The organism is Stenotrophomonas maltophilia, assembly GCF_900186865.1.
GTDB lineage: Bacteria > Pseudomonadota > Gammaproteobacteria > Xanthomonadales > Xanthomonadaceae > Stenotrophomonas > Stenotrophomonas maltophilia.
In genome coordinates, this window is the sequence record NZ_LT906480.1 from 2,256,910 (window position 1) to 2,275,777 (window position 18,868).

The following is an 18,868-nucleotide window of genomic DNA, read 5'->3' on the forward strand; positions in this document are numbered from 1 at the left end:
TGGCCTGTCCATGCACGACCCGTGGCTTGCCCGTGCAGGCCCCATGGCTTGTCCATGCAGATGGTTTTCATTCGGCGGGCTTGGCCGCTGCCGAGGCCGCCGCGCTTGCGGCGCGGCGCGACAACACGGCTTCGCGGTGGGCGATGTAGGCGTTGGCGGCGAGGATGATGCCGGCACCGATGAGCGTCCAGCGATCCACGCTTTCGTTGAACAGCAGCCAGCCGAGCAGCGTTACCAGCGGCAGCTGCAGGAAGCTGATCGGGGTCAGCGCCGAGACTTCACCGAGCCGCAACGCCCGCGTCCACAGCAGCTGGCCGATGGTGCCGAGCACGCCGGTGGCCAGCAGCCACAGCCACGCCACGCCGGTGGGCCAGACCCAGACGAACAGGGCCGGGACCAGCGACAGCGGCACCCAGAACACGTAGGTGTAGAGCACCACGGTGTCGGCGCTGTCGACACGGGTCAGCTGCTTGATCTGGATCGCCACCAATGAGCTGAGCACGGCGGCTGCCACCGCTACCAGGCTGCCGGCGGTGAAGCCGGCGGTACCGGGGCGCACGATCACCAGCACACCGATGAATCCAACCACCACCGCGGCCCAGCGCCGTATACGCACGGTCTCGCCCAGCCACAGCACGGCGGCGATGGTGACGAACAACGGCGTGGAGTACGAGAGGGAAACCGCCTGCGCCAGTGGCAGATGGCCCAGTGCCCAGAACGCGCACAGCATCGAACCCAGGCCAATTGCACTGCGCACGAAATAACGCGGCAGCTGCTGCGTTTTCAGTGGTGCATGGCCGGGGCGCAGCAGCATCGGCAGCAACGCGAGCAGGCCAAAGGCATTGCGAAAGAACGCCACTTCCTGGGTTGGTACGTACCGGGTGGCGTAGCGGATGGCGACGGCCATCAGGCCGAATGCCATCGTGCTGCCGAGCATCAGCAGCGCCGCCCGCATCGGGGTGGCGCTGGGGGAGAGGGCGGGGGTGTTCACCACTGTGCGCCGAGCAGGCGGGGCTCCGGTTCGATCGGCACGCCGAACTTCTCCAGCACTGAAGCGGAGATGCGTCGCGCCAGCGCCAGCAGTTCAGCACCGCTGGCATTGCCATGGTTGACCAGTACCAGCGCGTGGCTGGGGGCCACGCCGGCATCGCCTTCGCGGAAGCCCTTCCAGCCGCAGGACTCGATCATCCATGCCGCCGAGACCTTGCGCTTGTCGTCCTGCTCGGCCGGGAACACGGGCAGGTCGGGGAAGTGCTGCAGCAGCACGTCGACCTGTTCCAGCGGCAGCACCGGGTTCTTGAAGAAACTGCCGGCGTTGCCCAGCACATCCGGGTCGGGCAGCTTGCGGCGGCGGATCGCGATCACCGCGTTGGCCACGTCCACCGCGCTCGGCAGCTCCACGCCCTGTGCCTGCAGTTCCTCGCGGATGCCGGCATAGTCCATGCGCAGGTCGTGCAGCAGCGGCAACTTCAGTTCGATGGCGGTGATCAGGTAGCGGTCCATCTGCTGCTTGAACACGCTGTCGCGGTAGGTGAAGCGACACTGCTCGTTGTCCAGCCGTACCCAGGTTTGTTCCTGGCAGTCCCAGGCCTCGACCGCCTGGATGAACTCGCCGACCTGCGCACCGTAGGCGCCGATGTTCTGGATCGGCGCGGCACCGGCGGTGCCGGGAATCAGGGCCAGGTTCTCCAGCCCGGACAAGCCTTCCTGCAGCGACCACATCACCAGGCCATGCCAGGGGACGCCGGCCCCGGCGCGGATCACTGCGTGGTCAGCGCGGTGTTCCAGGAAACTGATGTCACGGTTGCCGAACACCAGCACGGTGCCCGGCAGGTCTTCGGCGATCAGTACGTTGCTGCCGGCACCCAGTACCAACAGGGGACCGCTGGCCACTTCGGGCAATGCCAGCACTTCCGGCAGCAGTGCGGCATCGTGCAGTTCCAGCAGCTGCGCGGCGCTGGCCTGCACGTGGAAGGTGTTCAGCGCCTGCAGTGGCGCATTGCGGGTGAGCGTCCAGCGCAGCGGGGCGTTGCCGTCGACGGTATCCATGGGCGCGCTCACAGTGGGGCCACCGCGCCGCGGCTCGGCGCTTCGCGGCGGCGACGGATCGCCTCCACGCATTCGGAGACCAACGCCGGGCCACGGAAGATCAAGCCGCTGTAGCACTGCACCAGCGCCGCGCCCGCGGCCATCTTGGCCACCGCATCGGCACCGGACAGGATGCCTCCGACACCCACCAGCGGTACCGATTCGGGCAGGCGCGAGCGCAGGCGGCGCAGCACCAGGGTGGACTGCTCCAGCACCGGCGCACCGGACAGGCCGCCGGCCTCGTTGGCCAGCGGATCGCCGGCCACCTTGCTGTGGTCGATGGTGGTGTTGGTGGCGATCACGCCGTCCACCTGCAGTTCGCCCAGCACGCGCGCGGCGGCATCGATGTCGCGGTCACTCAGGTCCGGTGCAACCTTGACCAGCATCGGCACACGGCGGCCGTGGCGCGCCGCGAGATCTTCCTGGCGGTCGCGCAACTGGCTGACCAGCTGGCGCAGCGCGGTCTCTTCCTGCAATTCACGCAGGCCGGCGGTGTTGGGCGAGGAGATGTTGACGGTGATGTAGTCCGCCAGCGGATACACCTTGTCCAGGCAGGCGATGTAATCGTCCACCGCCTGTTCGTTCGGGGTGTCCTTGTTCTTGCCGATGTTGATGCCGAGCAGGCCGCGGCGGTTGCGCGCGCGCTCGACATTGCGCACCAGCGCGTCCACGCCCGCATTGTTGAAGCCCATGCGGTTGATGATCGCGTTGTGTTCCGGCAGGCGGAACAGGCGCGGCTGCGGGTTGCCGGCCTGCGGGCGAGGGGTGATGGTGCCGATCTCGACGAAGCCGAAGCCGAGCGCGAACAGCGCATCGATGTGCTCGCCATTCTTGTCCAGGCCGGCGGCCAGGCCGACCGGATTGGGGAAGGTCTGCCCGAACACCGTGCTGGGCATCGGCGCGATGCGTGCGGCCAGCAGCGGCGTGGTGCCGGTGCGGTAGGCCAGGTCCAGTGCGGACAGGCCGAGGCCGTGGGCGCGCTCGGCGTCGAGCGAGAACAGGAAGGGGCGGGCAAGCGAATACATGCGTCGGTTCAGTCCAGCGTGCCGAGGAAGGCTCGGGTTCGATATTCAAAAGCGACCTGGCCGTCGACCGCGTGGGCGGCGAACAGGTCCTGCAGAGCGTCGATCATCGGCGCGTGGCGAGGATGACCGGATTGGGGTGCGTAGGAGGAGGACAGCAGGCGCCCGCGCAGGGCGTCGAAGTCCAGATGCTGTACGTTCGGCAACTCCACCATGCCGCGCAGGCCGCGGCCGAACCAGGCCTGCATGGTGGCATCGTCCTGGTAGCGCTCGGCCACCGCGGTGTAATCGGTGCCGTAGTCCAGCAGCAGCTGTTCATAGCCGATCAGGAATGGACTAGCATCGAGCAGGCGCGAATTCCAGTAGATCAGTGCCAGGCCACCGGGGCAGAGGATGCGCTGCCACTCGGCGCGCACTGCCACGGTGTCGAACCAGTGGAACGCCTGCGCGACGCTGACCAGATCGATGCTGGCATCGTCCAGGCCGGTGGCCTCGGCGCGGCCATCGACGGCGGAAAAGCCCGGATACTGCGGCGCCAGCCACTCTTCGGCGGCGGCGCGCATGGCGGCGTTCGGCTCGACCGCCACCAGCGGATGACCGCTGGCCAGAAACTGACGGCTGGAAATGCCGGTGCCAGCACCGATGTCGGCGACACGGGCCTGGTGACTGACATCCATCGGGCCGTGCAGCCATTCCAGCAGCGCGGGCGGGTAATCGGGCCGGTAGCGGACGTAGTCGGCGACGCGGCTGCTGAAGCGTTCAGTGCTGTCGGAGGCGGTCATGGCGTCAGTTCGACACCGCCGCCAGCCACGCCAGGCCACCGAAGAACAGGATGAAGACCAGGATGGCGGCAAGTACGGCGCCGACCATCACCCAGCCCAGCACCAGGCCGGTGACGGCCAGGCCATCGCCTTCCAGTTCATGCGGGCGGCGGCGGATCTCGGCGCGGGCCATGTGGCCGGTGATGATGGCCACGATGCTGGCCACGAAGGGCAGGACGGTCCAGCTGGCGATGCCCATGACCAGGCTGACCACGGCCAGGGCGCTTGTCTGTCGGGGTGCCACGCTCATCGGGGTCCTCCTGGGCAGTGTGCACATGATAGTGCCTCTGCCCAGGCAATCCCATGCCCGGCGGATGCGATGGCAGGCGTGGACCCTGGTGGGCGAACGAGGTGCTAGCCCTGGTAGGCGCCGACCTTGGTCGACAAAGGGTATTTCAGCAGGGCAGGCGTCGACCTTGGTCGACGAAAGGCATGCCAACCAAGGTTGGCAGCTACCGGAGTGCCGGTATCAGCCCATCAACACCTGGCCGCCATCCACGTTGAGCACGCTGCCGGTGACCCAGCGCGCCAGCGGCGAGCACAGGAACAGGGCAGCGTCGGCAATTTCGCGCGGATGGCCGAAGCGGCCGAACGGGATCTTCGCCAGGGTGCCGTGGTACAGCGCCGGATCTTCGGTGCGACGGCGATCCCACAGGCCGTCATCGAATTCAATCGAACCGGGGGCGATGGCGTTGACCCGGATCCGGTCCTTGGCCAGCGCCAATGCCTGCGACGTGGTGTAGTGCGACAGCGCGGCCTTTGCGGCGGCGTAGGGCGCGCCACCGGGGCGTGGCTGCTGTGCGGCAATCGAGGACAGGTTGAGGATGCAGGCATCTCTGGATGCGCGCAGCCACGGCAGTGCCAGGCGCGAGGCCCGTACCGCCGCCATCAGGTCGATCTGCAGGCTGGCGGCCCAGCCATCCTCGTCGTCGGCCATGCCGTAGCCGGTAGCGTTGTTGATCAGTACATCGATGCCGCCGAGTGCATCGGCAGCGGCCTGCAGCCAGGCCTGGATCTGGCCGGCGTCGGCCAGATCGGCGGAGACGGTATGCAGTGGGGTGCCCTGTGCCTGCGCATCGGCACGCAGGGCATCCAGGCCGGCCTGGCCACGTGCGCAGACCGAGACCTGCGCACCGGCGCCGGCAAATGCCAACGCCATTTCACGACCGATGCCCTTGCTGCCGCCGGCGATCAGCACGCGGCGACCGGTGAAGTCGAGGGTCGGAGCCCCATTGGGGATCCGGCCCTGGGCAGGGGTCAGATCCCCGGAGGGGCTCTGACCCGCAGCCATGGCAGAAACGTCCGCCATCACAGATCGAACTTGATGCCCTGGGCCAGCGGCAGCGAGTCCGAATAGTTGATGGTGTTGGTCTGGCGGCGCATGTAGACCTTCCACGCATCCGAACCGGACTCGCGGCCACCGCCGGTGTCCTTCTCGCCACCGAAGGCGCCACCGATCTCCGCACCGGACGTGCCGATGTTGATGTTGGCGATGCCGCAGTCGCTGCCAGCGGCCGACAGGAACTTCTCGGCAGTCTTCAGGTTCTGGGTGAAGATCGAGGACGACAGGCCCTGCGGCACGCCATTCTGCATGTCGATGGCTTCATCGAGGGTGTCGTACGGCATCACGTACAGGATCGGCGCGAAGGTCTCGTGCTGGACCACGGCATCGCTGTTCTTCAGGCCGGAGACGATGGCCGGCAGCACGAAGTTGCCTGCGCGGTCGATGCGGGTGCCGCCGGTTTCGATGGTGCCGCCGGCAGCCTTGGCCTGGGCGATGGCATCGAGGAACTGCTGCACGGCGCCGTCGCTGTTCAGTGGGCCCATCAGGTTGGCCGCATCGGTCGGGTCGCCGATCTTGCCTTCGACCTGCTTGTAGGCCTTGACCAGGGTGGCCAGCACGTCGGCGTAGATCGAGCGGTGCACGATCAGGCGGCGGGTGGTGGTGCAGCGCTGGCCGGCGGTGCCGACGGCGCCGAAGACGATGCCCGGCACGGCCAGCTTCAGGTCGGCGGTTTCGTCCAGGATGATGGCGTTGTTGCCACCCAGTTCCAGCAGGCAGCGACCGAGGCGACGCGCGACCTTCTCGTTGACGGTGCGGCCGACCTGGGTCGAGCCGGTGAAGCTGATCAGCGGCACGCGGCGGTCATCGACCATCTTTTCCGACAGCGCGGTGCCGGCATCGTTGATCAGGAAGAAAATGTCCGGGAAGCCGGCTTCGCGCAGGGCGTCGTTGCAGATCTTCAGCGAGGCGATGGCGGTCAGCGGCGTCTTGTTGGACGGCTTCCAGATGCACACATCGCCACAGATGGCGGCCAGGAACGAGTTCCAGCTCCACACCGCGACCGGGAAGTTGAAGGCGGAGATGATGCCGACCAGGCCCAGCGGGTGGTACTGCTCGTACATGCGGTGGCCGGGGCGCTCGGAATGCATGGTGTAGCCGTACAGCATGCGGCTCTGGCCCACGGCGAAATCGGCGATGTCGATCATCTCCTGCACTTCGCCGTCGCCTTCCGGCTTGCTCTTGCCCATTTCCAAGGCGACCAGCGAGCCAAGCGCATCCTTGTGCTTGCGCAGCGCTTCACCGCACAGGCGCACGGCTTCACCGCGGCGCGGGGCCGGCGTGGTGCGCCAGACCTTGAAGGCTTCCTGGGCGCGGGCGACGACGGTCTCGTACTCGGCCTCGGTGGTCGCGCGGACCTGCGCGATCGGCTCGCCGGTGGTCGGGTTGACCGGGGTGATCAGCTCACCGCTGGTCGCGCTCGACCACTCCCCGTTGCCCAGGTACGTGCCAGCGTTGATCGCGTCCAGGCCAAGGGACTTGAGCAGCTCGGAAGACATGCAGACTCCTGTGTTTCGTTACGTTGTTTGGTGCCATCGCGGGCAGGTGGGGGGCGCGATGAACTGAATCGCCGATGGTAGCAGAGCGGCCTGTCCGGCCATGGTGCAACGCGCCAGCGCCGCCGTGTGGAGCACGAATGCTTGGAGCGCAGGGTGTGTTGCCTGTAAACTTCCCGGCTGCATGGCCCCGTAGCTCAGCTGGATAGAGCGTCCCCCTCCTAAGGGGAAGGTCGCCCGTTCGAATCGGGCCGGGGTCACCAGAATCAGTCACTTGCGCCGATTCGTGATCGTATGGCGCTCCTTGTTCCACGGCACCTTCCAGTGCTTTGGTCACAATGGCCAGTCAACAGGCGGCCCTCGCCACGAAGCCGTCCTCCCCTTCAGGCATCAGGTGCGCAGAAGGGCCCAGACTGTCGAGCCTGTCATATTTGCCCGTATACCTGCGGGGTAGACTCGGTTGGCACGCATGAGGCGTGCACTACGCCAATACCGAGGACGATAGTCATGTTGAAGGGATTGAAACCTCTCACCGCTGCCGCCGTGTGCCTGCTCGGCCTGTCCGCCTTTGCCCAGAGCGCTGCTGCGGCACAATGGGTAGACAGCGGCCGCACCGCGTACGTAAAGACCAGTTTCTTCGGCAGTTTCGCCTACCACACCTGCGACTCCAGCGGTGCGCAGATCCAGGGGTATCCGGGTAGCTGCGGCAGCGATGCCGGCAGTGGCTGGACGTCCAACTACACGGCCTCCAGTGACCTTGCCAACAGTCAGCTCATGGCCTGCAACCACAATCCGTTCCAGCTCGGCTCGGCCTGCTACGGGCTGGCGTATGCGATCAATGGCCAAGCGTACGCTGGCGGGCTGCCTGCCGCCTGCAATCTTGGCGCGCGCGCGGTGGCCACCGCGTCCAGCATGGAAACCGTCGAGATCCAATACGAAGAGCTCGACGTGGACACCATCGAATCGGCACGCGAGTACGTCTGCCGGTAAAGCGCCGACAGGTCGCCGCCGTCGAGTGCGGCGGCTTCCTGCAGGGGACATCCGTCTTACGCACTGTTACCGCAGCCCAGTTCGCGCAAGCACGTCCGCTGCAAGCGCCTGCTCATCACCCTCCAATCCAGGCAGTGACCGCGGCGGGTTGACGGGACCACACAGGCATCCTCATGCCCGCACAGTTGCAGCCGGTTCAACCTCGGCATTACCCGCGTATCGCTGGCTGGCTCGATTCGGTTGCAGCGACGCAACGCTGGGCTGGCCCGGGCGTTGCGTTTCCTCTGCTGCCTGAGGCATTCGCACGGGCTCTTGAACTGGCCGAGCGCCCGGGTTGGGTGCTGTTGGACGGGGAGGGTGCGTGCATGAGGTTCGGCCAGTACTGGTTGACCGCGCCCGGCACTGCCCACCTGGGCCGCATCATTGTCTCGCCGCAAGCGCGTGGGCGCGGCCTGGGACGGGTGCTGATGCAGTTGTTGTGTGCCGAGGCCCTGCGGTCGCCGGATGTGCAGCGCCTGAGCCTGCGTGTCTATCGTGACAACGTCGCGGCGGTCGCGCTCTACCGCGATTTCGGCTTCCAGCCGGTGGAAGATGCCTCGACGCCGGAACTGTTGTTCATGCAGCGCAGCGACGGCTGAGCCGTGATCACGTGGGCAGCGGTACGGTCTGTTGCGCCTGCCATTCCCTGGCAGTGATGCGGCTGATGTGCTCGGTGCGGTAGTCGGCGAGGAAGCGGTTGAACTGGTTGACCTCGGTGTGGTGATGGCGGAAACCGCATTTGGCCTGCGCGCTCATCGATTGCAGGTTGTCGTCGAAGTAGCCGCACCACAACGCATCCAGCTGCAGATCCAGGAAGGCATGCCGCATCACCTCACGTACAGCTTCGGGTACCAGGCCACGACCCCAGTACGGTACGCCGATCCAGTAGGCGATCTCTCCCTCGCGCTCGCCCAAGCTGAAGTTGCTGTCTGCACCGATCAGGATGCCGACGCAACCGATGGCACGCGCGTTCTCGCGGCTCTGCAGGGCGTAGACCTCCGGTCGGTTGAACACGGTGCGGATGATGTCGGCACTCTCCTCTACGCTGGCATGCGGTGGCCAACCGGCGGCGGGCCCCACGCGCGGGTCGCGGGCGTACTCGTACAGATCGGCGGCGTCACTGTCGCGCCAGGGGCGCAGGATCAAGCGTTGGGTGGCCAGTTGCATGGCGGGTCCGTCGGTGGAAAGAGAGTGCACAGGCTAGGTTGCGACGGGTGGGGAGCACAGGACGGGACCTTGATGGTTTCGGTACTTTTCACAACTTCTTCGTTCGGGCGGATATGCTCTGCCGCGATATCCCAGTGGATCGGCCCATGGATCGCATTCCCCAGCTTCTGGAACAGGACGAATCCATGCGCCTGGAAGTCAGTACGCTGGCTGAAGGCTTGGGTGTTCCGCTGTCGTTCGGGCACGCCTATCTGACGGTGCTGGTGTGCGTGTCCGGGCGTGCGCGGTTCGCACTGAACTTCCGCGAAGTGGCGGTGCAGCGGCACGACGTACTGGTGCTGGCGGAGGATACGCTGGCGCTGCTGCGGCAGCGTTCGCGCGGCTTCCTTGCGGTGGCCTGCCTGGTGCCGAAAGCGCTGGCATCGGAGGTGGCCTATGTGCTGCCCAATGCACTGTTCAAGTTCCTGCACGAGCACCCCCATTGTGTGCCGTCACCGCTGGAGGTTCCGCTGCTGCAGGGTTGGCTGCAGCAGTTGATGGATGCCCAGCACAACGGTGGCCGCCATCGGCACGTGATGCTGCGCAACCTGCTGCAGACCTTTTTCCTGAAGTTCGCCACACTGCTCCCGGCATACTACGAGGCGGCGCCGCAGGTCGGCCGGCGCGAGCGCCTGGCCTGGAGCTTCTGGGAACTGGTCGGCCAGCGCAGCACGCGCCAACGCGACGTGCAGTCCTACGCCGAGGCGCTGTGCATTACCCCGTTCTATCTCTCGCAGGTGACCCGGGAATGCTTCGGCGAAACGCCGAAGGCGTTGATCGACCGCCAGGTGGTGCTGGAGATCAAGGCGCTGCTGAGCTACAGCGAACTGCCGATCGGACGCATCGCCGAACGCCTGTGTTTCGAGGACGCGTCCTACCTGTGCCGCTATTTCCGGCGGCACACCGGCCAATCGCTGACCGGCTACCGCCGGGCGGGGCAGGGCGGTATCAGTGCGATACGAACAAGGGCGCCGGTACTTCGGCAAGCAGATCCTCGGTGACCCCGCCGAGCACGCGTTCGACCACGCGACTGCGGCTGTAGGGCCCCAGCACCAGCAGATCGGCTTCGACATCAAGTACATGCTGGCGAATGGTGGCAGCTACGCCCCCTTGGCTGGAGCTGATCGCCTGGATCTCAACTTCAACGCCGTGCCGCGCCAGATGCTGGGCCATTTCAGCGCCGGGTGCCGCTTCAGCCTTGGGCGTGTCGACCATCAGCAGGTGCACGGCCTGCGCCCGGGCCAGCAGAGGCAGGGCATCTGCCACCGCACGACGGGCCTGCTTGCTGGCATTCCAGGCCACCACGATACGCCGGCCGACCTGCTCGCCCTTCCAGTGCGGCGGCACCAGCAGCATCGGTACCCCGGTCTGGCGCAGCGTGCCCAGTGGATGCCAGCCGGAGGGCGCGCCTGGTGTGTGCGGATAGCCGGCGATGATCAGGTCGCAGTACAGCGACTGCAGCGCCAGGTCAGCGCCACCCAGGTAGTCCGAGACGATGCGCAGTTCGGTGCTGATCTGCAGCGGCTCGGACACGGCACGCAGGTTCTGCATCAGCTGTGCGGTGCAGGCGGCATCCGCGCGGGCCTCGTGGTCCAGCGCGGCGGCGATGCCGGCACCGCGCGCGAAGCCGTTGGCGATGTCGGTGGGATGCAGGGCCGTGGAGACTGCGACCAGATGCGCCTGCTGGGCCTGCGCCAGGTCGGCGGCGATGTTGAGAACGCGGTGCCCGGTGTCGCTGGCGTCGAACAGCACGGCGATATCGCGTAGTGGGTGCAGCATGGCGTTGTCTCCCTCGATGCCTGTGACGCGTTCCCTGCCGTGCACCGACCCGGGTGCACCGGACGCACCGCTGTTGTAGCGCATTCGTGATTCGTGTGAATCATATTTGATTCAGCTTATTAATTGATGATTCATGCTAGCGTGAGGGCCAGCCCACACCCCCTCGCTTTTCATGCGACCTGCCGCAGCACGTACACGACGCGACCTGCCCCATGCGCTGGCGGCCACCCTGGTCAGCCATCCACGCTGCACCCTCAGCGAACTCGCGCGCGGGGCGGGCATCAGCCGCGCGACCCTGTACCGGTTTGCGCCTACCCGGGAGGCGATCGACGAGGCCCTGTTCGCGGCCGGTTTCGAGCGCGTGGAAGCGGCGGCGGCCTGGTTCGACCAGGGCGGTGATGCACGCCACGTGCTGGAGCAGGTCACCGCCACGCTGCTGGCGGACTGGGAGCTGGTGACGCTGCTGTTCGCACGGATGATGGAAGAACAGCAGCGCCTGGGCGACCTGCACCTGCTGCCGGAGCGCTGGGCGCCGATCGGCGAGCGCTTCGAGGCCTTCTTCCTGCGGGGTCAGGCGGCCGGAGAGTTCAACGTCGGTTTCACCGCGGTGTGGCTCGCGGACTTCTACTGGAGCTGTTTCTACGGCATCACCTGGTCACTGGCACGCGGTCGGCTGGCGCCGGCAGCGGCAGCCTGTACGCTGCTGGCGTCGTTCCAGCGGGGGGCGATGATGGGTTGACCGCAGGGGTTTCCTGCGGGGGCGCCGTGGCTTACGCCTGCCTGAGCAGCTGTACCAGCTGGCGCAGGCGATAGGGCTTGGGCAGGAACTCCACCTGCTCGGGCAGCGGCGGCAGCTGCGAGCGGGCATAGCCGGACGAGAGGATCATCCGTGCCTGCGGCTGTTCGCGTGCCACATGCTCGCTCAGCTCGATGCCGGACATGCCGTTGGGCATGCTGACGTCGCTGAACACCACGTCGAAACGTGCTTCGCCCTTGAGCAGTTCCGCCGCCTCGTGGCCATCGGCGGTCGTGGCCACATCGATGCCGAGGTCGCGCAGGGCCAGGCCGATCATTTCACGCAGATCGGTCTGGTCTTCCACCATCAGTACGCGGATCGGGTCATCGGTCATCGGCAGGGTCCTCCATTGCGGGTAGCAGCAGGCTGACCGTGGTGCCGACACCGGGCGTGGTGGACACGTCGACGAAGCCGCCGCTCTGGGTAGTGAATCCGAACACCTGGCTCAGGCCCAGGCCGCTGCCTTTGCCGATGTCCTTGGTGGTGAAGAAGGGCTCGGTGGCCCGTTCGGCGATGTCGGCCGCCATCCCGTGGCCTTCATCGCAGACGCTGAGGGTGACATAGCCACGTTGCAGCGTGGAGTCCGCGTCCGGGTCGAGGCGATGCTCCAGCGCGGTGCCGATCAGGATGCGACCGCCTTCAAGGGTAGCATCGGCGGCATTGGCGACCAGATTGGCCAGCGCCGTCTGCAGCTGCGCCGCATCGGTGTTGACCGCAGGCAGGCCGGGTGCCAGCTGGGCATCCAGCATCACCGTGGACGGGCAGGCGCGTTGCAGGTCCGGCAGCCACTGCTGTATCAACACGTTGATATCCAGTGGTTCGCGGATCAGGGTCTGGCCAGTGCTGAACGCCAGCAGCTGGCGGGTCAGCAGCGCACCACGATCTGTCGCGCTCTGCGCGGCATCGAGCAGCTCGGCGGCGCGCGCATCGTCACCGCCAACGCGCAGGGACAGCAGGTCCAGTGCGTTGCCGATGGTGGTCAGCAGGTTGTTGAACTCATGCGACAGGCCGCGGCTGAGTCGGCCGACGGTCTCGAACTGTTGGGTATTGCGCAGCGCTCGTTGGGCATCACGCAGCAGGCGCTGTGCCTGCCACTGCTCGGTGATGTCGCGGGTGATCTTGACGTAGCCGAGCAGCTCACCCGCTTCAACCACCGGCTCGATGACAACACTGGCACGGAACGACGAGCCATCGCGGCGTACCCGCCAGCCCTCATTGGCAACGTGGCCATGCTGCGCTGCATGACGGAGCAGGCGTTGCGGTTCTCCTGCCTCGCGGTCGGCGGCCAGGTAGAAGCGACCAAAGTGGGTGCCCACCACTTCATCGGCTGAATAGCCCTTGATGCGCTCCGCACCCGGGTTCCAGCTGCAGACGATGCCATCCGGATCAAGCAGGTACAGCGCATGGTCGCGCACGCTGTCGATCAGCAGTCGCAGTTGGCGGGAAGGGTCCGTCAGCACGGACGTCGTAGAGGCGGCAGCGTCCACGTAAAAATAAGTGTTACCCCTGTGAGGGACGTGAAGCTAGGCATTCAAGTGTGAAGGAGGCGTGGAGGCGGGACACGTGCCATTTGTCCTGTGCGGCTGACTACGACACGGAGTACCATCACCCACCCTTTTTGTTCTGGAACCGACCTGCATGCGTCCTGGTGCGACTACGCGTGACCGCTGGATCTGGATGACGTCCGCCGTGCTGCTGGCTGCGACCATCGCATTGGAGCTGGTGGTACCGCTCGGTTATGCGGTATGGCTGGCGTATTTCCTGGCCGTGAGCGTCACGGTGTTCCAGCGCAGTGCGCGCGCGCCGTTCATCGTGGCTGTGCTCGCCTGCGTCCTGCTGGTCATCGGTTTCAACATCGCCCCGGCCAGCTCGAACTCGGCGTTCTCGCTGGTCAACCGAAGCATCGGTGGTTGTGCGTTCCTGATGATCGCGCTGATCGTTTCCCGCGCGATCCAGGCACGCCGGGACGCAATGCGGGCGTTGTGGCTGCAGGAGGCCGAGAACGCGGTAGCGATGAGCCTGCGCGGCGACCTCGGCCCGGAGCAGATTGCCGAGGCGGCAGCCACCAGCCTGGGCGCGCAACTGGAGGCCGACGTCGGCGCCGTGTACCGGCTGGAAGGCGGACGACTGCAGCTGACCGGCGGCCTGGCGTTGCCGTCCGGCATGCCGGCGTCGCTGGCATTGCAGGAGGGCGTAGCCGGGCAGGTGGCGCGGGATGAGTGCATCCGTCACCTGGAGGGCAGCGACGACGCCGTACTTGAACTGCAGACCAGCCTGGGGCGGTTGCCGGTGCGCGAGCGCATCCTGGCGCCGATCAGCAGTGACGGCACCGTGGTAGGCATCGTCGAGCTGGGACGCGCCCGGGCGGGTGCGCAGCGCGACCTGGATCGCGAGCTGCTGGAGCGCTGCGCCGAGACCATCGGCATGGCGCTGCGTGCATCGCTGCTGCGCGCACAACTGGTGGTGCTGCTGGAGGAATCGCAGCGCCAGGGCGAGGAGCTGCAGGCCCAGCAGGAAGAGCTGCGCGTGGCCAATGAGGAACTGGAAGAGCAGAGCCGCAGCCTGCTGCAGTCGCAGAGCCATCTGGAAGAACAGCAGGCCGAGCTGGAACAGAGCAACGTCCAGCTGGAAGAGCGGACCCACGAGCTGGAGGCGCAGAAGCAGGCACTGCTGGTCGCGCAGAGCCAGCTGGTGCGCAACAGCAACGAACTGGCCGCGACATCGCGCTACAAGTCCGAGTTCCTGGCCAACATGTCGCACGAACTGCGCACGCCGCTGAACAGCTCGCTGATCCTGGCCAAGCTGCTGGCCGACAACAAGGACGGCACGCTCACCGAAGAACAGGTGAAGTATGCGCGTGCGATCCTGTCGTCCAACAACGATCTGCTGGCGCTGATCAACGACATCCTGGACCTGTCGCGCATCGAGGCCGGCCACGTTGAGCTGGCCGATGAAGTGGTGGTGACCGACAGCGTGCTGCAGCGCCTGCGCGAGACTTTCGAGCCGATGGCGCGGCAGAAGGGCCTGGCCCTGCAGATCGAGGCCGATGCGCTGGCGCCGAGCCAGCTGGTGGTCGACAGCCAGCGCCTGCAGCAGATCCTGAAGAACCTGCTGGCCAATGCGGTGAAGTTCACCGAGCATGGAAAGGTCAGCCTGCACGTGCGCGCGGCCGGCCAGGGGCGCATCCGTTTCGAGGTCTGCGACAGCGGTATCGGCATTGCCCGCGAGCAGCTGCAGGTCATCTTCGAAGCCTTCCGCCAGGCCGATGGCAGCACCCGTCGCCGCTACGGTGGCACCGGCCTGGGGCTGTCGATCTCGCGCGATCTGGCTGAGCGCATGGGCGGCAGCATCCAGGTCGACAGCGAACCGGGCCGTGGCAGCTGCTTCATTCTGGAACTGCCGTTGCAGGGCGCGCCCGCGTCGAGCGCCGCGGACATCGCCGCAGCCCTCGTGGCCTCGCCGGTCGCGGCCGCTGTGCCGGCGATGCAGGTGCCAGCAAGGGCTCCGGTGGCGCCGACGACGACGGTGCCCAGCGTGGCCGACGACCGCGGTCGTCGCCAGCACCCGGGCCGCCTGATCCTGGCCGTCGAGGACGACGCCACGTTCGCCGAAGCGCTGGTGGCCCTGGCCCATGAACTGGATTTCGACTGCGTGGTGGCCGGGACGGCCGAAGAGGCGCTGGCCCTGGCCGGCGAACTGCGACCGAACGGCATCCTGCTCGATATCGGCCTGCCGGACGTGTCCGGCCTGAGCGTGCTGGAGCGCCTGAAGCGCAACCCGGATACCCGCCATATTCCTGTGCACGTGGTCTCGGCAACGGACCGCAGCCAGGTGGCGCGCGAGCTTGGCGCGATCGGGTTTGCGATCAAGCCGACCACGCGCGAGCGCCTGGTAAGCGCCATCGAGCAGCTGGAACAGACCAGCCAGCGCGACGTGCGGCGCCTGCTGATCGTCGAGGACGACAGCGAGCTGCGCCACAACCTGGAACTGCTGCTGGGCCGTGATCAGCTGCAGATCGTCGCCGTGGGAACGCTTGCTGGCGCGCTGGAGCAGCTCAGCACGGTCACCTTTGATTGCATGGTGATGGACCTGTCACTGCCTGACGGCAGCGGCTACGACCTGCTCGAACACATGGCCGGCAACGATGACGTCGGCTTCCCGCCGGTGATCGTCTATACCGGCCGCGCGCTCGGTCGCGAGGAAGAACAGCGCCTGCGCCGCTATTCCAAGAGCATCATCATCAAGGGCGCGCGTTCGCCCGAGCGCCTGCTGGATGAAGTCACCCTGTTCCTGCACAGCGTGGAAGCCAGCCTGCCCACCGACCAGCAGCGCCTGCTGCGCGAGGCGCGCCGTCGCGACACCGTGCTTGATGGACGCACCGTGCTGCTGGCCGAGGACGACGTGCGCAACATCTTTGCGCTGTCCAGCGTGCTCGAGCCGCTGGGCGTGACGCTGGAGATCGCGCGCAATGGGCAGGAGGCAGTGGACCGCCTGGCCGAGCGCGAAGTCGACCTGGTGCTGATGGACATCATGATGCCGGAGAAGGATGGCCTGGCCGCGATGCGCGAGATCCGCGCGCAGCGTCACCTGCAGGACCTGCCGATCATCGCGCTGACTGCCAAGGCCATGCCGGACGACCGTGAGCGTTGCCTGCAGGCGGGCGCCAACGATTACATCGCCAAGCCCATCGACGTCGACAAGCTGGTCTCGCTGTGCCGGGTCTGGTGCTCGCGGCAATGAACGAACAGGCGCTGTTCGACCTCGAACTGAAGGTCCTGCTGGAGGCGCTGTACCAGCGCTACCACTACGATTTCCGCAGCTATGCGGTGTCGTCGCTGCGCCGACGCATGCGCCAGGCGATGCAGCGCTATGAGTGCGAGCGGCTGGTCGACCTGCAGTACCGGCTGCTGCACGAGCCGGACCTGTTCGCCCAGGCCATGCAGTTCTTCACCGTGCAGGTCTCGGAGATGTTCCGTGACCCTGCGTATTTCCGTGAGCTGCGCGAGCAGGTGGTGCCAGTACTGCGTACCTATCCCTCGGTGAAGCTGTGGGTGGCCGGCTGCAGCACCGGCGAGGAAGTGTGGTCGCTGGCGATCCTGCTGCATGAAGAAGGCCTGCTCGAGCGCAGCATCGTCTACGCCACCGACATCAATCCGGCCGCACTGGCCACCGCCGAGGCGGGCGCCTATGGCATCGACCGGATGGCCCAGTTCAGCCGCAACTACCTGGCCGCCGGTGGCACCGCGTCGCTGTCGGACTACTACGCTACCGCCTACGATGGCGCGGTGTTCGACCGCCAACTGCGCCGCAACGTGGTGTTCGCCGACCACAGCCTGGCCACCGATACCGTGTTCTCCGAAGTGCACCTGGTGTCGTGCCGCAACGTGCTGATCTATTTCAACCGCGACCTGCAGGATCGTGCCGTCGGCCTGTTCCGCGAAGCGCTGGTGCACCGGGGCTTCCTTGGTCTGGGCAGCAAGGAGTCGCTGCAGTTCGGGTGCCACCACGATGCCTTCGAGGTCTGTTCGCGAGAGCACCGCCTGTACCGGAAGGTGGCCTGATGACGCTGCCGGTGCGTCCGGCCGTGCTGGTGATCGGCGCGTCCGCCGGTGGCGTGGCGGCCCTGCAGGCGGTGCTCGGTGCACTGCCGGCGAAGCTGCCGGTACCGGTACTGGCCGTGCTGCACCTGCCGCGAGACCGCACCAGCCGCATCGCCGAGGTGCTGGCGCCGTACTGCGCGTTGCCGGTGCGCGAAGCCGAAGACAAGCAGCCGTTGCAGCCGGGCACGGTGACGTTCGCGCCGCCGGATTACCACCTGCTGGTGGAGGACGAGGGGGCGTTGGCGTTGTCGGTGGATGCACCGGTGCTGTTTTCCCGTCCGGCCATCGATCCGCTGTTCGACTCCGCCGCTGCGGTGTTCGGCGCGCAGGTATTGGCCCTGCTGCTGACCGGTGCCAGCAGTGATGGCAGCGAGGGCGTTGCCGCCGTGCGCCGTGCCGGTGGCCATGCCTGGCTGCAATGTCCCGAGGAAGCCGAGGCGTCGATGATGCCCGCTTCCGCCCTGCAGTACGCCGGCGCCGATGCCGTGCTGCCCCTTGAACTGATGTGTCGCCGCCTGAAGGAGTTGTTTGCATGAACCTGTTGCCACCGGAACCTGCGCAGTCGCAGACACCGGTCAACCTGCTGATCGTCGATGACGTGCCGCAGAACCTGGTAGCCATGCAGGCCCTGCTGCAGCGCGAAGGGGTCAACCTGCTGCTGGCCGGCTCGGGCGCGCAGGCGTTGGAGTTGCTGCTCGAGCACGAGGTGGCATTGGCCCTGCTTGACGTGCACATGCCGGAGATCGATGGCTTCACCCTGGCCGAACTGATGCGCGGTTCGCATCGCAGCCGCGACGTGCCGATCATCTTCCTGACCGCCTCTCCGGATGATCCCCTGCGCGTGTTCAAGGGCTACGAAAGCGGTGCGGTCGATTTCCTGCACAAGCCGGTGGCGCCGCAGGTGATCCTGAGCAAGGTCAACGTCTTCATCGAGCTGTACCAGCAGCGGCAGCTGCTGAAGGCGCGCAACGAGGCACTGGAGCGCGCGCTGAAGCTCAACGAGACGATGGCTGCCGTTTTGACCCACGACCTGCGCACGCCGTTGTCGGCGATCCTGCTGTGTGCCGACAAGCTGGCGCTGGAGCTTCCGGAAGACAACGCAGGCGCGCAGCAGACCCTGCAGTACCTGGAAGCCAGCACCCTGCGGATGGCGCGGATGGTCGAGCAGCTGCTCGATTTCTCGCGGATCCGCAGCGGTGGCCTGAGGCTGGAGGCAAGTGCCTGCGATCTGGCCGACGTGACGCGCGCGGTAGTCGCCGAGGCGGGCAGCGCGCATGGGGCGGACCGGATCCACCTGGACCTGCAGGGAGACACGCGGCTGCAGGGCGATCTGGATCGCCTTGGCCAGGTCGCCGCCAACCTGGTCGGCAATGCGCTGACCCATGGCAGCGAGGCGAGGGTGGAGGTGGATGGGCGCGACCCGCGCGGCGTACTGCTGCGGGTCAGCAACGCCGGCCGGATCGATGACGCGCTGTTGCCGCGACTGTTCGAACCGTTCAAGGCCAGCTTCCACCAGAGCAAGGGCCTGGGCCTGGGCTTGTACATCGTCGATCAGTTCGTCCGCGCGCACGGCGGGCGCATTGCGGCCCGCAACGAAGCGGGCCAGGTGGTGTTCGAGGCAATGCTGCCACGACGCTGCGACGGCACGGTCTTGGCGGCAACCTAAGCGCTTCAGCCAGCATCCCGGCG

General features: G+C 66.7%; 19 protein-coding genes and 1 tRNA gene. 9 read left to right on the forward strand and 11 right to left on the reverse strand.

The window, feature by feature from the left end; translation table 11 throughout:
- Nucleotides 1-67: 67 nt before the first annotated feature.
- From CKW06_RS10960 to amaB, 7 genes are all read right to left on the reverse strand, one after another.
- The gene (locus CKW06_RS10960; protein WP_024956900.1) at nucleotides 68-955 is read right to left on the reverse strand and encodes a DMT family transporter; all 888 of its coding nucleotides are present in this window, start codon (nucleotides 953-955) and stop codon (nucleotides 68-70) included.
- Nucleotides 956-987: 32 nt separating this feature from the next.
- Complete coding sequence (murB, locus tag CKW06_RS10965; RefSeq protein WP_005409364.1) at nucleotides 988-2,049, reverse strand: UDP-N-acetylmuramate dehydrogenase; 1,062 nt, start codon at nucleotides 2,047-2,049, stop codon at nucleotides 988-990.
- Nucleotides 2,050-2,057: 8 nt separating this feature from the next.
- Nucleotides 2,058-3,113 carry a quinone-dependent dihydroorotate dehydrogenase gene (locus CKW06_RS10970; RefSeq protein WP_024956899.1) on the reverse strand — a complete coding sequence of 352 codons (1,056 nt, stop codon included), beginning with the start codon at nucleotides 3,111-3,113 and terminating at the stop codon, nucleotides 2,058-2,060.
- An 8-nt stretch (nucleotides 3,114-3,121) separates the two neighbouring features.
- Complete coding sequence (locus CKW06_RS10975) at nucleotides 3,122-3,892, reverse strand: class I SAM-dependent methyltransferase (RefSeq protein ID WP_024956898.1); 771 nt, start codon at nucleotides 3,890-3,892, stop codon at nucleotides 3,122-3,124.
- Between the two features lie 4 nt (nucleotides 3,893-3,896).
- A complete protein-coding gene (locus tag CKW06_RS10980) occupies nucleotides 3,897-4,181 on the reverse strand; it encodes a DUF4190 domain-containing protein (protein ID WP_005413144.1) in 285 nt (94 codons plus the stop codon).
- Between the two features lie 219 nt (nucleotides 4,182-4,400).
- Nucleotides 4,401-5,240 (reverse strand): SDR family NAD(P)-dependent oxidoreductase, encoded by an 840-nt coding sequence (locus CKW06_RS10985; protein WP_024956897.1) that lies wholly within the window; start codon nucleotides 5,238-5,240, stop codon nucleotides 4,401-4,403.
- Nucleotides 5,240-6,772 carry an L-piperidine-6-carboxylate dehydrogenase gene (gene amaB, locus CKW06_RS10990; RefSeq protein ID WP_005413146.1) on the reverse strand — a complete coding sequence of 511 codons (1,533 nt, stop codon included), beginning with the start codon at nucleotides 6,770-6,772 and terminating at the stop codon, nucleotides 5,240-5,242. The genes CKW06_RS10985 and amaB overlap by 1 nt, the downstream gene beginning before the upstream one ends.
- A gap of 183 nt (nucleotides 6,773-6,955) precedes the next feature.
- On the opposite strand from amaB, the gene CKW06_RS10995 reads away from it, so the two are divergent.
- From CKW06_RS10995 to CKW06_RS11005, 3 genes are all read left to right on the forward strand, one after another.
- Nucleotides 6,956-7,032 (forward strand) — tRNA-Arg (locus CKW06_RS10995).
- A 244-nt stretch (nucleotides 7,033-7,276) separates the two neighbouring features.
- Entirely contained in the window at nucleotides 7,277-7,759 is a 483-nt protein-coding gene (locus CKW06_RS11000) for a hypothetical protein (RefSeq protein ID WP_024956896.1), read from the forward strand.
- A 173-nt stretch (nucleotides 7,760-7,932) separates the two neighbouring features.
- Nucleotides 7,933-8,397, forward strand: a complete 465-nt coding sequence (locus CKW06_RS11005; RefSeq protein WP_024956895.1) for a GNAT family N-acetyltransferase — start codon at nucleotides 7,933-7,935, stop codon at nucleotides 8,395-8,397.
- Between the two features lie 7 nt (nucleotides 8,398-8,404).
- Here the strand turns inward: CKW06_RS11005 and CKW06_RS11010 are convergent, their stop codons facing one another.
- On the reverse strand, nucleotides 8,405-8,965 hold the full coding sequence (locus CKW06_RS11010) for a GNAT family N-acetyltransferase (RefSeq protein ID WP_024956894.1): 561 nt from the start codon (nucleotides 8,963-8,965) through the stop codon (nucleotides 8,405-8,407).
- A 146-nt stretch (nucleotides 8,966-9,111) separates the two neighbouring features.
- Here CKW06_RS11010 and CKW06_RS11015 point away from each other — a divergent pair, with 146 nt between their 5' ends.
- A complete protein-coding gene (locus tag CKW06_RS11015; protein WP_024956893.1) occupies nucleotides 9,112-10,005 on the forward strand; it encodes an AraC family transcriptional regulator in 894 nt (297 codons plus the stop codon).
- On the opposite strand, the gene CKW06_RS11020 is transcribed toward CKW06_RS11015, so the two are convergent.
- Entirely contained in the window at nucleotides 9,953-10,783 is an 831-nt protein-coding gene (locus tag CKW06_RS11020) for a universal stress protein (protein ID WP_032963501.1), read from the reverse strand. The genes CKW06_RS11015 and CKW06_RS11020 overlap by 53 nt on opposite strands.
- Nucleotides 10,784-10,955: 172 nt before the next feature.
- On the opposite strand from CKW06_RS11020, the gene CKW06_RS11025 reads away from it, so the two are divergent.
- A complete protein-coding gene (locus tag CKW06_RS11025; RefSeq protein ID WP_024956891.1) occupies nucleotides 10,956-11,522 on the forward strand; it encodes a TetR/AcrR family transcriptional regulator in 567 nt (188 codons plus the stop codon).
- Nucleotides 11,523-11,553: 31 nt separating this feature from the next.
- Here the strand turns inward: CKW06_RS11025 and CKW06_RS11030 are convergent, their stop codons facing one another.
- Together CKW06_RS11030 and CKW06_RS11035 are read right to left on the reverse strand one after the other, a co-directional pair.
- Nucleotides 11,554-11,913 carry a response regulator gene (locus tag CKW06_RS11030; protein WP_005409405.1) on the reverse strand — a complete coding sequence of 120 codons (360 nt, stop codon included), beginning with the start codon at nucleotides 11,911-11,913 and terminating at the stop codon, nucleotides 11,554-11,556.
- Nucleotides 11,903-13,066, reverse strand: a complete 1,164-nt coding sequence (locus tag CKW06_RS11035; RefSeq protein WP_425513033.1) for a two-component system sensor histidine kinase NtrB — start codon at nucleotides 13,064-13,066, stop codon at nucleotides 11,903-11,905. The genes CKW06_RS11030 and CKW06_RS11035 overlap by 11 nt, the downstream gene beginning before the upstream one ends.
- A gap of 151 nt (nucleotides 13,067-13,217) precedes the next feature.
- Between CKW06_RS11035 and CKW06_RS11040 the strand changes: the two genes are divergently transcribed.
- Genes CKW06_RS11040 through CKW06_RS11055 form a run of 4 tightly spaced genes read left to right on the forward strand, consistent with a single transcriptional unit; the run spans nucleotide 13,218 to nucleotide 18,845 of the window.
- Nucleotides 13,218-16,319, forward strand: coding sequence for a hybrid sensor histidine kinase/response regulator (locus CKW06_RS11040; RefSeq protein ID WP_024956889.1), 3,102 nt, complete (start codon nucleotides 13,218-13,220; stop codon nucleotides 16,317-16,319).
- Nucleotides 16,316-17,140 (forward strand): CheR family methyltransferase, encoded by an 825-nt coding sequence (locus CKW06_RS11045; RefSeq protein WP_005409408.1) that lies wholly within the window; start codon nucleotides 16,316-16,318, stop codon nucleotides 17,138-17,140. Before CKW06_RS11040 ends, CKW06_RS11045 begins: the two co-directional genes overlap by 4 nt.
- Nucleotides 17,140-17,715, forward strand: a complete 576-nt coding sequence (locus CKW06_RS11050; RefSeq protein WP_005413150.1) for a chemotaxis protein CheB — start codon at nucleotides 17,140-17,142, stop codon at nucleotides 17,713-17,715. Before CKW06_RS11045 ends, CKW06_RS11050 begins: the two co-directional genes overlap by 1 nt.
- Complete coding sequence (locus CKW06_RS11055) at nucleotides 17,712-18,845, forward strand: hybrid sensor histidine kinase/response regulator (RefSeq protein WP_005409410.1); 1,134 nt, start codon at nucleotides 17,712-17,714, stop codon at nucleotides 18,843-18,845. Before CKW06_RS11050 ends, CKW06_RS11055 begins: the two co-directional genes overlap by 4 nt.
- Nucleotides 18,846-18,868: the final 23 nt, after the last annotated feature.